At 63.4% G+C, this 13,440-nt stretch carries 2 protein-coding genes; both read left to right on the top strand.

The features are described 5' to 3' along the window. Nucleotides 1–8 precede the first annotated feature (8 nt). Nucleotides 9–12,332 (top strand): non-ribosomal peptide synthase/polyketide synthase, encoded by a 12,324-nt coding sequence (locus AC27VU_RS06520; protein ID WP_488723703.1) that lies wholly within the window; start codon nucleotides 9–11, stop codon nucleotides 12,330–12,332. Between the two features lie 72 nt (nucleotides 12,333–12,404). Next, nucleotides 12,405–13,361 (top strand): alpha/beta hydrolase, encoded by a 957-nt coding sequence (locus AC27VU_RS06525; protein WP_488723704.1) that lies wholly within the window; start codon nucleotides 12,405–12,407, stop codon nucleotides 13,359–13,361. Nucleotides 13,362–13,440 lie beyond the last annotated feature (79 nt).

The following is a 13,440-nucleotide window of genomic DNA, read 5'->3' on the forward strand; positions in this document are numbered from 1 at the left end:
AAAAACGCGTGCAAGAGTTAATCGAGTCGGTAGGACAACTTTCGGCTAAGCAAAGAAAGGCTCTGGCGGTTCTGCTCAAGCAGAAAGGCGTCAACCTCTTTGACATTGCCCCGGTTTTCAAGCGCACGGCTGAAGAGCCGTTGCTGCTGTCCTACGCCCAGCAACGCCAGTGGTTTCTCTGGCAGTGGGCGCCGCACAGCGCGGCCTACAACATTCCGACGGCCCTGCGTTTGCAGGGGCCGCTGGATGTATCCGCGCTGGAGCGCAGCGTCCAGGCGCTGATCGAACGACACGAAACCTTGCGCACGGTGTTCACCCAGGAAACCGGACAACCCTTGCAAGTGGTCCTGCCCGCAGGCGCCTTTGCACTGGAGATCCAGCAACTGAGCGCTGAGTCGGCGAACGACCCTGAAGCGTCCATTCAGGCGTTCGTGCAGACCCAGAGCCAGAAAACTTTCGACCTGGAGCATGGCCCGCTGTTGCGCGCGGCGTTGCTGCAGGTCACCCCGAATGACCATGTCCTGGTGCTGACCCTGCACCACATTGTTTCCGATGGCTGGTCGCTGCAAGTGATGATCGAGGAACTGGTGCAGCTGTACGCCGGTTTCAATCTCGGGCACGCCGCCGGTCTGCCGGCGTTGCCGATTCAATACGCCGATTACGCCCTGTGGCAGCGGCAGTGGATGGAGGCCGGTGAGCAAGAGCGGCAACTGGCGTATTGGCAAGAGAAGCTGGGCGGTGAGCAGCCGGTGCTGGAACTGCCGATGGATCGTCCGCGTTCCATCGAGCAAAGCTTTGCCGGGGCCAGTCACAACCTGATTCTCGATCCGGCGCTGAGCGATGCGCTCAAGGCGTTCGCCCGTCAGGAAAACGTGACCCTGTTCGTGGTGTTGCTGGCCTCGTTCCAGGCGTTGCTGCACCGCTACAGCGGGCAGGCCGACATCCGCGTCGGCGTGCCGGTGGCCAACCGTGGGCGGGTGGAAATCGAGCGTCTGATCGGCTTCTTCGTCAACACTCAGGTGCTCAAGGCCAACATCGACGGGCAGATGCCGTTTGTCGATCTGCTGCGTCAGGTCAAACAGACTGCGCAGGAAGCCCAGGCCCATCAGGACTTGCCGTTCGAGCAATTGGTCGAAGCGCTGGAGCCGGGCCGCAGTCTGAGCCACAGCCCATTGTTCCAGGTGATGTTCAACCACCAGGCCGAACGCCGCGCGAGCGTCGAAACCCGCCTCAACGGCCTGAGCATCGAACCGCTGGAATGGCAAAGCCAGACGGCGCAGTTCGACCTGACCCTGAATACCACCGAGCAGGCTCACGGCATCGAGGCCGTGCTCAAGTACGCCACGGATCTGTTCGACGCCGCGACCATCGAGCGCCTGGCGCAACACTGGAGTGCGCTGTTGCGGGCGATTGTCGCCGAGCCGGGCCAGCGTATCGGGCAACTGCCGATGCTCGATGACGGCCAGCAGCAACAATTGCTCGCGCAGTGGAATCCGGCACGGCTGGAACAAACGGTCAAGCAGTGCATTCATCAAGTCATCGAAGCCCAGGCTGAACGTCATCCTGAAGCGATCGCGGTGACCTTTGACGGGCAGCGTCTGACCTACGCCGAGCTCAATCGCCGTGCCAACCAGTGGGCGCACGTGCTGATCGACCGTGGCGTCGGCCCGGACGTGCGCGTCGGTGTTGCCGTCGAGCGTTCGCTGGACATGATCGTCGCCATCCTCGCGGTGCTGAAGGCCGGTGGCGCGTATGTGCCACTGGACCCGGGTTACCCGGATGATCGGCTGAGCTACATGATCGCGGACAGCGGCATCCAGTGGCTGCTGACCCAGGGCCATCTGCTGGCGCAATTGCCGGTGCCAGCGGGACTGACCTGCCTGGATCTGAACCAGCCAGTCGCAGGCAGCCGCGACAGCAACCCGGTGTGCCTGACCACGCCGGACAATCTGGCCTACGTCATCTACACCTCGGGCTCCACCGGCAAACCGAAGGGCGCTTTGTTGCCGCACAGCAACGTCATTCGTCTGTTCAGTGCCACTGAGCACTGGTTCGATTTCGGCCCGCAGGACAGCTGGACGCTGTTCCATTCCTACGCCTTCGACTTCTCGGTCTGGGAGATTTTCGGTGCGCTGCTCTACGGCGGCAAACTGGTGGTGGTGCCCCACGACGTCAGCCGTTCCCCGGAAGATTTCTACACCCTGCTGTGCGATGAAAACGTCACCGTGCTGAACCAGACGCCATCGGCATTCAAGCCGTTGATGCAGGTGGCCAGCGAGTCGTCACGCGATAACGCCCTGCGTTATGTGGTGTTCGGTGGCGAGGCCCTCGAAGTGCAGAGCCTGCGCCCGTGGTTCGAACGTTTCGGCGACCGCGCGCCAACGCTGATCAACATGTACGGCATCACCGAAACCACCGTGCACGTGACCTACCGGCCATTGTCGCTGGCCGACTTGCAGCAGAGCCACAGCAGCCCGATCGGTGAGCCGATCGTCGACCTGTCGTGGTACTTGCTCGACAACGCGCTGAACCTGGTGCCGCAAGGCTGCATCGGCGAGCTATACATCGCCGGCGCCGGTCTGGCCCGTGGTTATCTGAATCAGGCCGGCATGAGCGCGACGCGGTTTGTTCCGGACCCGTTCAATCCGCAGGCCGGTCAACGCCTGTATCGCACCGGTGACCTGGCGCGGTTGCGCGGCGACGGTGTGATCGAATACATCGGCCGCATCGACCATCAGGTGAAGATCCGCGGTTTCCGAATCGAGCTGGGAGAAATCGAAGCGCAACTGCTCAAGCACCCCGCAGTGCGGGAAGCGGTGGTGCTGGCGGTCGACGGTCTCAGTGGTCAGCAACTGGCAACCTGGATCGTCGCCAACGAGGCGCTGGATGCCGAAGGGCAGGGCGCGCTGCGCGATTCGATCAAAGCACACTTGCGCGAATCGCTGCCCGATTACATGGTTCCGGTCAGTTGGGCGTTCCTCGAGCGTCTGCCGCTGACGGCCAACGGCAAGCTTGATCGCAAGCAACTGCCGCAGCCGGACGTCGCCCAGGTGCAGGAAGCCTACGCCGCACCGCGCAACGAACTGGAACAGCGTCTGGCCGATATCTGGCAGGACGTGTTGAAGGTCGAGCGCGTCGGTCTCAACGACAATTTCTTCGAGCTGGGTGGCGATTCGATCATTTCGATTCAGGTGGTCAGTCGCGCCCGTCAGGCGGGTATTCGCTTCACCCCCAAAGACATCTTCCAGCACCAGACCGTGCAGCGTCTGGCAACTGTCGCGCAACAGAGCGATGCGGTGCAGACGCAACAGGGCGACGTGCTCGGCGATGCGGTTCTGACGCCGATTCAGCATTACTTCTTCACCAGCGACATCCCGGCGCGGCATCACTGGAACCAGTCGATCCTGCTGACCCCGGCCACGGCGCTGCAAGCGGCACCGCTGGAACAGGCGCTGCTGCACCTGCAACGGCACCATGACGCGCTGCGCCTGCGTTATCGCCAGACCGGCGATGGCTGGCAGCAGAGCCATGCGCCGGCGGATCAGGCGCAAGCGTTGCTGCGTACTGTCACGCTGGATGACAGTGCGGCATTGCCGGCGCTGTGCCTGGAGTTGCAGCGCAGTCTCGATCTGTTCGACGGCCCGCTGATGCGTGCGGCGCTGGTCGATCTGCCGGACGCCAGCCAGCGCTTGCTGCTGGTAATCCATCACCTGGTGGTTGATGGCGTGTCGTGGCGGATCCTGCTGGAAGATCTGCAAATCGCCTATCAACAACTGAGCGGCGGGCAGGCTGTGGTGCTGCCGGCCAAGACCAGCGCGTTCAAGGATTGGGGGCAGCGTCTGCAAGCCCATGCCCGCAGTGCGGCGCTGGACAGTCAACTCGACTACTGGCGCGGGCAGTTGCGCGACGTCTCGGTCGAGCTGCCGCTGGACAACCCGCAAGGCCGATTGAGCAACCGTTTCGAGCGCAGCGTCGACACCCGACTGGATGCCGAACGTACCCGTCAGTTGTTGCAACAGGCCCCCGCGGTCTATCGCACCCAGGTCAATGATCTGCTGCTGACGGCACTGGCCCGTGTGTTGTGCCAGTGGACAAACACGGACAGCGCGCTGGTGCAGCTTGAAGGTCACGGTCGTGAAGACCTGTTCGACGATGTCGACCTGAGCCGCACGGTGGGCTGGTTCACCAGCATGTTTCCGGTGCGCCTGACCCCCGGCGCCAGTCTCGAAGCGTCGATCAAGGGCATCAAGGAGCAACTGCGCGCGATCCCCGACAAAGGCATCGGTTATGGATTGCTGCGTCATCTGGGCAGCGCCGAGGCCCAGGCGGCACTGAACGGGCTGGCGCAACCGAAAGTCACGTTCAATTACCTCGGCCAGTTCGACAACAACTTCGACGCCGACGCCCTATGGGTGCCGGCCACCGAAGACAAGGGCGCCGGTCAGGATGAAAACGCGCCGATGGCCAACTGGCTGACCATCGATGGCCGGGTCTATCAGGGCCAGCTGAGCCTGACCTGGACCTACAGCGGCGACGTGTTCGTAGAGGCGACGATCAATGCGCTGGCTCGCGCTTATGAAGTGGCGCTGGGCGAGTTGATCGACCATTGCCTGAGCCATTCGAGCGGTGGTTTGACGCCGTCCGACGTGCCGCTGGCCGGGTTGTCCCAGGCGCATCTGGACAGCCTGCCGATTGCCGCTCAGCGCATCGAAGACATCTATCCGCTGGCGCCGATGCAGCAGGGCATTCTGTTTCACAGCCTGTACGACGCCGATGCCAGCGCCTACGTCTATCAGATGCTGCTGGATATCGACGGCCTCGATGTGGCGCGTTTCCAGCAAGCCTGGCAGCGCGTGGTGGATCGCCATGAAGTGCTGCGCGCCGGGTTCATCTGGGGCCGCGAGGGTCTCGATGCACCGCTGCAAGTGATCAATCGGCAGTTGACCCTGGAGATGCCGGAAGTCGATGTGCGCGGTGTGGCGGATCTGCCGGCGGTGCTTGAGGCTCGAGCGCAGGCCGACCGCGAGCGCGGTTTTGATCTGCAGAATCCGCCGCTGTTGCGCCTGTGCCTGTTGCGCACTGCGGATGAACGTCATCGATTGATTTTCACCTGCCACCACATTCTGATGGACGGCTGGAGCAACTCGCGGATGTTCGGCGAGGTGTTGCAGGATTACGCCGGTCAGCCGGTGTCGAGTGCGCAGGGCCGCTACCGCGATTTCCTGGTGTGGCTGCAAGGTCAGGACAAAGCCGCCGCCCAGGATTTCTGGCGCGGGCAACTGGCTGCGCTGGAGGCGCCGACCCGCCTGGCTTCGGCCTGCCACGGTGCTACGGTGCCGGGGCCGGGCAAGCAGATGCATCGTCTGCATTTCGATGCGGCCTTCACCCGGCGCCTGAACGCGTTCTCGCGTCAGCAGCAAGTGACCCTCAACAGTCTGGTGCAAGCCGCGTGGCTGCTGGTGTTGCAGCGTTACACCGGGCAGGCCACGGTGGCCTTTGGCGCGACCGTGTCGGGGCGTCCGGTGGATCTGCCGGGCATCGAGCAGCAATTGGGGCTGTTCATCAACACCTTGCCGGTGATCGCCAGCCCGCAGGCGACCGTCAGCGTCGGCGACTGGGTGCGCAGCGTGCAGGACAAGAACCTGCTGCTGCGTGACTACGAGCAGACCCCGTTGCAGGACATCCAGCGTCTGGCCGAACTGAGCGGCGAAGCGCTGTTCGACACCTTGCTGGTGTTTGAAAACTACCCGGTCTCCGAAGCGCTGGAGGCCAACCCCGGTGGGTTGCGTTTCGGCGGTCTGGAACACCGCGAGCAAACCAACTACGGCCTGACCCTGATTGCCGGGGCCAGCGACGTGTTGAATCTGGACTTCAACTACCTCACCGAACACTTCGCCGAGCGCAGCGTGCTGGGCCTGGCGGCGCATCTGCAAGAGGTGCTGCGTCAGTTCCTCGAGGCGCCGCAGCGTTGCCTGGGCGAGATCGGTCTGTTGCCGCTGGCCGAACGTCAGACCCTGGCGCAATGGAACGACAATCACGCCGCCTATGCAGAGCAACGCCTCATTTCGCAGAGCTTCGAAGCGCGGGTGGCGATGCATCCGCAAGCGCAGGCACTGAGTCATGCCGGTGTGGCGCTGAGCTATGCCGAACTCAACCGACGTGCCAATCAGTTGGCCCGTCATCTGCTGGCGCTCGGGGTCGGCCCGGAAATCCGCGTGGGCGTGGCGATGCCGCGTTCGGCGGAACTGGTGATCGGCCTGATGGCGGTGCTCAAGGCCGGCGGCACTTATGTGCCGCTGGACCCGGATTATCCGGCGGATCGGGTCGCGTACATGCTCGACGACAGCCAGGCGAAAGTCCTGCTGACGCAACAGTCGCTGCTGGCGCAATTGCCGCAGACCGATGCGCAAGTGGTGTTGGTCGAGGCGGGTGGGCAGGCGTTTGCCGGGCAGTCGCCGGACAATCTGCCGGCGCGGGGCGATAGCGCCAATCTGGCTTACGTGATCTACACCTCTGGTTCCACCGGCAAACCGAAGGGCGTGGCCATCGCCCATCGCAACGTGCAGGCGCTGATTCACTGGTCCGCCGAGGTCTACAGTGAAGACGACCTGCAAGGCGTGCTGGCCTCGACGTCGGTGTGCTTCGATCTGTCGGTGTGGGAGATTTTTGTCACCCTCGCGCGCGGCGGTTCGCTCGTCATGGCGCGCAATGCGCTGGAACTGCCGGACTTGCCGGAGCGTGATCAGGTGCGCCTGATCAACACCGTGCCGTCGGCGATTGCCGCGCTGCAACGCGCCGGGCACATTCCGCCCGGCGTGCGCATCATCAACCTCGCCGGCGAGCCGCTGAAGCAGGGCCTGGTCGACACGCTCTATGGCGAAACCTCGGTGGCCCACGTCTATGACCTGTACGGGCCGTCGGAAGACACCACCTATTCGACCTGGACCCGCCGCGAGGCCGGTGGTCAGGCGAACATCGGCCGGCCGCTGGCCAACACCTCGGCGTACCTGCTCGACGGCCAATTGCAGGCGGCGCCGATTGGCGTGGCGGCCGAGCTGTATCTGGCCGGCGACGGCATCACCCGCGGCTATCTGTTCCGCCCGGGGCTGACCGCCGAACGTTTCGTGCCCAATCCGCTGTCGACCCGCGGCGAGCGCATGTACCGCACCGGCGACCTGACCCGCTTCACGGATGACGGCCGGATTGAATACGTCGGACGCATCGACCATCAGGTCAAGGTGCGTGGTTTCCGCATCGAACTGGGTGAAATCGAAGCGCGTCTGCTTGCCCAGGACAGCGTGCGCGAAGGTGTGGTGCTGGCGGTGGATGGCCATAGCGGGCAGCAACTGGTGGCGTATGTGGTGCCGAGCGACAGCGGCCTGAGCCTCAAGGAGCAGGACGATCTGAGTGAAGCGTTGCAGTTCGCACTCAAGGCGCATCTGCCGGATTACATGGTGCCTGCGCAGTGGCTGTTCCTCGAGCAGCTGCCGCTGACGCCAAACGGCAAACTTGACCGCAAGGCTCTGCCCGCACCGGACGCCAGCCAGGCGCAACGTGAATACGTGGCAGCGTCGACGCCACTGGAGCAACAACTGGCCGACGTCTGGCAGGACATTCTCAAGATCGAACGCGTCGGCGTCACCGATAACTTCTTCGCCCTCGGCGGCGATTCGATCATCTCGATTCAACTGGTCAGCCGCGCGCGTCAGCAGGGGATTCGGTTCACCCCGAAAGACCTGTTCCAGCAGCAGACCGTGCAGAAACTCGCGGCCGTGGTCTCGGTGGATGACGACTCGGCGGGCGACACTGCAGTGGATTATCCATTGGCCCAACTGGATCAGGCGCAGCTCGACGCGCTGCCGGTACCGGCGCAGATGATCGAGGACGTTTACCCGCTGTCGCCCATGCAGGAGGGCATGCTTTTCCACACGCTGTCGGACAACGGCAGCAGCCTTTACGTCCAGCAGGTCAGCCTGCCGATCAAGGGCCTGGACGTGGAGCGCTTCCGTCAGGCGTGGGAATTCGTGATCGTCCGGCAGGCGATTCTGCGGACCAGTTTCCATTGGCAGGATGGCCTGGTGAAACCGTTGCAGGTGGTGCATCGCCACGCCCCGTTGCAGATGCAGGTGCTCGACTGGCGTGAACGGGAAACCAGCGAAGAGCTGATTGCCCGGTTCGCCAGCGATGACCGCGCGCTCGGTTTTGATCTGGCCGAGGCGCGTTTGCAGCGGATAACCCTGCTGCGCCTGAGCGACGATCAATACCAGATGATCTGGACCAGCCACCATATCCTGATGGACGGCTGGAGCAGTTCGCGCCTGTTCGGCGAGGTTTTGCAGTATTACGCCAAGGGCGAAATCATCGGCGAGAACGGTCGTTACCGCGACTTCATCGCCTGGTTGCAGGCGCAGGACCAGGACGCTCAGGAGCTGTTCTGGAAGGCGCGTCTGGCCGTGGTCAACGAGCCGACGGCGCTGAGCCAGGCGATGCATCCGCGCCACAGCGCCGATGTTTCCGGCCACGATGCGATCTACTCGAACTGGGACAAGGCGCAAACCGAACAACTGCTGCAGTTCTGCCGCGACCTGCGCATCACCCCCAACACCTTGATTCAGGGCGCGTGGCTGCTGCTGTTGCAACGCTACACCGGGCAGCAGACGGTCACCTTCGGCGCTACGGTGTCGGGGCGTCCGGAAAGTCTGGCGAATGTCGGCAACATGCTCGGCCTGTTCATCAACACCTTGCCGATCATTCAGACGCCGCAAGCGCATCAGCGCGTGGCCGACTGGCTCGGTGAAGTGCAGGCCTATAACCTCGACATCCGCGATTACTCCCAGGCGCCACTGGCCGATGTACAGCGCTGGTCCAACCTCGGCGGCCAGGCCCTGTTCGACAGCATTGTGGTGTTCGAGAACTTCCCGATCGACGATCGCCTGCAAGAAGAAAACGACACCGACCTGACCTTCGGCAAATCCATCGGCCACGGCGTGACCAACGTGCCGATGGACCTCGCGGTGATGCTCGGTGACGAGTTGTCGATCGAATACCTGTATCTGCGCAGCCACTTCAGTGCCGAAGCGGTTCTGGGTATTCGCCAGACCATGGAAAACACCCTCGCGGCGATGATGGCCGCGCCGTACGAGCGCCTTGGCAACCTGCAGCGCCTGAGCCGCGAACAATGGCAAGCGGCGCAGGCCTGGAGCGCCGAACCGGCGCACAACCATCAGGCAGCGTTGTTGCCGGAGTTGATCAGCCGCCACGCGCAACAACAGCCGCAGGCCATTGCCTTGCAATGCGCGGGGATGAGCCTGAGCTACGCCGAACTCGAGCAGCGCGCCAATCGTCTGGCTCACTGCCTGATCGAACACGGTGCCGGCCCGGAAGTGGTGATCGGCGTCGCCTTGCCGCGCTCGCTGGAGATGGTGGTCAGCTTCCTCGCGGTGCTCAAGAGCGGGGCGGCGTACGTGCCGCTGGACATCGAGTACCCGCCGGAGCGTCTGGCGTACATGATCGAAGATTCGGGCATGGCGCTGTTGCTGACCCAGAGCAGCCTGCGTGCGACGTTGCCGGCGCCGCAGGGTTTGCTGCGTCTGGAAATCGATCACCTCGATGAGCGCCGCTATGCCGCTCACGCCCCCGACAGCCGCGTTCACGAGCAGGGCCTGGCGTATCTGGTCTACACCTCCGGTTCCACCGGGCGGCCGAAAGGCGTTGCGGTGACCCAAGGCCCGCTGAGCATGCACTGCCAGGCGATTGCCGAGCTGTATGAAATGGATGCCAGCAGTTGCGAGCTGCACTTCATGTCGTTCGCTTTCGACGGCGCCCATGAGCGTTGGCTCAGCACCTTGTACAGCGGCGGTCGCCTGGTGATTCGCGACGGTTGCCTGTGGACACCGGAGCAGACCTACGAGGCGTTGCACGAATACGGCATCACCATTGCCTGCTTCCCGCCGGCCTACCTCAAGCAGCTGGCCGAATACGCCGCCGCCAGTGGTATCTCACCGCCACCGGTGCGCATCTATTGCTTTGGCGGTGACGCGGTACCGGATCAGACGTTCGAGCAGGTCAAGGCGGCGCTGCGTCCCGAGTACTTCACCAACGGCTATGGCCCTACCGAAACCGTGGTCACGCCGATGCTCTGGAAAGTCCCGGTGAGTCAGCATTGCGAAGCGGCGTATGCGCCGATCGGCCGCGCCGTTGGTGCGCGTTCGCTGTACGTGCTGGATGAAGACCTGAACCCGTTGCCGCCAGGTTTTGCCGGCGAGTTGTACATCGGTGGCTATGGCGTCGCCCGCGGCTATCACGGGCGTCCCGACCTGACCTGCGAGCGTTTCGTGCCGAACCCGTTCGCCGCGGGTGAGCGCCTGTATCGCAGCGGCGACCTGGTGCGCCTGCGTGCGGACGGCGTGGTCGATTACGTCGGGCGCATCGACCATCAGGTCAAGGTGCGCGGCTTCCGCATCGAACTGGGTGAAGTCGAGGCGAGTCTGCGACAGTTGCCGGCGGTCACCGATGCACTGGTGATCGCCCGGGACAATGCGTCGGGCAAACAGCTGATCGGTTACGTGGTGACCGAAGCCGGGCAGGACATGGGCGATGAACTCAAGGCCGGGCTGCGGGCGTCGTTGCCGGAATACATGGTGCCGGCGCAGATCGTTTGCCTGGACGCTTTCCCGGTCACACCCAACGGCAAACTCGATCGCAAGGCGTTGCCGGAGCCTGAGTTCAAAACCGAAGAATACGTCGCTCCGCGCAACGAGCAGGAAACCTTGCTCGCGCAAATCTGGGCTCAGGTGTTGCAGGTCGAGCAGGTGGGCATCTGCGACAACTTCTTCGAACTGGGCGGCGACTCGATTCTGAGCCTGCAGGTGATTTCCCGGGTGCGTAACCACCCGACGCTGAACATGGAGCTCAAACTGCGCGATCTGATGCGCTATCAGACCATCGCCGGCATCGTCGAGCAGGAAGTGGCGAAGGAGGGCGGCCAGCCACCGGCGACGGACCTCACGCAGGTGGCAGCGGAGGGCACGTTCAACCTGCTGCCGATTCAGGAGTGGTTCTTTGCCGAGGACATGGCCGAGGCGCATCACTACAACCAGTCGCTGCTGCTGAGCGCGCGCCAGCCGCTGGATCTGGATGCGCTGGAGCAGGCGCTGGGCTGGATCGAAAAACATCACGACTCGTTGCGTCTGCGTTTCTCCCGCGAAGGCGGGCGCTGGGTGCAACGCTACTGTGAGCTCGATGAACAGGGTGAAGCGTTGCTCTGGCGTCGTGAAGCCGCGAACAGCGAGCAGGTCGAAACGCTGGCCAACCTCGCCCAGCGCAGCCTGAAACTCGACGCCGGGCCGGTCTGGCGAGTGATGCATGTCGCCATGCCCGAGGGGCAGGCGCGACTGCTGGTGGTGATCCATCACCTGGTGGTCGACACGGTGTCGTGGCGGATTCTGCTGGACGACTTGAAGGTCGCCTACGAAGCCTGCGTGCAAGGGCTGCAACCGCAGCTGCCGATTCGCACCAGCAGCTACCGTTCGTTTGCCGAGGCATTGCAGGCCCAGGCGCCAGTGATTGCCGAGCAGGAACTGGGCTGGTGGCTGGAGCAATTGGATCAGCCGGGTGTCGATCTGCCGTGCGACAACCCGCGCGGCAAAAACCTCGTGCGCCAACAAGCGCAGGCGCGCCTCAAGCTGTCACGCGAGCACACCGAGCAACTGCTCAAACAGGCGCCAGCGGTGTACGGCACGCAGATCAACGATCTGCTGCTGTCGGCGCTCAGCCGCACGTTGTGCCGCTGGAGTCAGCAGCCGTCGGCGCTGATCCTGCTCGAAGGGCATGGTCGCGAAGACCTGTTCGAGACCCTCGACCTGAGCCGCAGTCTGGGTTGGTTCACCAGTATGTTCCCGGTACGTCTGCGTCCGGACAGCGAGGACATCGGCCGCTCGATCGTCGATGTGCAGGCGCAATTGGCAGCGGTTCCGCAGAAGGGCATCGGCTACGGCGTGTTGCGCCATCTGGCGGGGGCCGAGGTGTCTCGGCAACTGGCGGATCTGCCGCAGGCGCGCGTCACGTTCAATTACCTGGGGCAGTTCGACCAGAGCTTCGACGAGCAGGCATTGCTGGTGCCGGCACTGGAGGAGACCGGTGACAACTACAGCCTGAAGGCGAACCTGGGTAACTGGCTGGAAATTGTCGGCCAGGTCTATGACGGTCAGTTGGCCTTGCGCTGCATCTACAGCAGCCAGCGCTATCGCGCCGGGACCATGGATGCGTTGATGAACGATTACCAGCGCGAGCTGGAGGCGTTGATCGAGCATTGCATGGCACGCACGGTCTGATCGCCGGGCACTCGGTCATTTTGGGGCGTTGCCGAGGCGCGCCCCTTTTTTGCTTATACAAGGATCTTAGCGATGTCGTTACACCCTGACCTGGAAGCCTTTCTCGACCTGGCCCAAGACAGCCAGGACGCCGGCCTGCCGGCCATGCACCAGATGACCCCGAGCGAGGCCCGTGCCACCTTCGAGCAGACCACCGCGCAACTGCGCTGGGCTGCGCCTTCGGATCTGTCGGTGACGCAGATCGACATGGCGACCCGGGACGGCACGCCTTTGGCGTTGCGACTTTATCGGCCGAACGGCGCCGTCACGCCGCTGCCGGTGCTGGTGTATTTCCACGGTGGCGGATTCGTCGTCGGCAGCCTCGATTCCCACGACGGTGTGTGCCGCGAGTTTTGCCAGCGCACGCCTTGCGCGGTTTTGTCGGTCGGTTATCGACTGGCGCCCGAGCATCGTTTTCCTGCGGCCCTGGAAGATGGCGAAAACGCCTTGTCGTGGCTGGCGGAAAACGCCACAAGCCTCGGCCTCGACACCACGCGCGTAGCGTTCGGCGGCGACAGCGCCGGCGCCACACTGGCCACCGTGCTGGCGATACAGGCAGTCGTACAACCGCAAACCGTAGCCATCGCGCCCAAGGCGCAGTTGCTGTGTTATCCGGTCACCGATGCTTCACGCCCCCACGATTCGCGCCTGCTGTTCGGCGAAGGTTACTTGCTGGAAAACGAAACGCTGGACTGGTTCTATCAGCACTACGCGCGCAGCCCGCACGACTGTCTGGACTGGCGTTTTTCGCCGTTGCTGACGGAGGATCTGCGTGGGGTCGCACCGGCTATTGTGCTGTTGGCCGGGTTTGATCCGTTGCTCGATGAAGGGCAGGCTTATGTCGATAAATTGCGTGCTCACGGGGTGAGGGTTGAGCTCGAACATTGTCCGGGGTTGACCCATGATTTGCTGCGTATGGCTGCGGTCATGCCTGATGTGTTGCAGGTGCATGAAGATTTGAGCAGGGCGTTGGGGCGGTTGTTGGGGTGATGCTTTGGTTGGGGTGATGCCTTGGTTGGGGTGAATATCCGTTGCTGCGGTTACGGCCTCCTATGGTTCCGCCCTTACG

The organism is Pseudomonas sp. 14P5.3.2 (assembly GCF_057799175.1).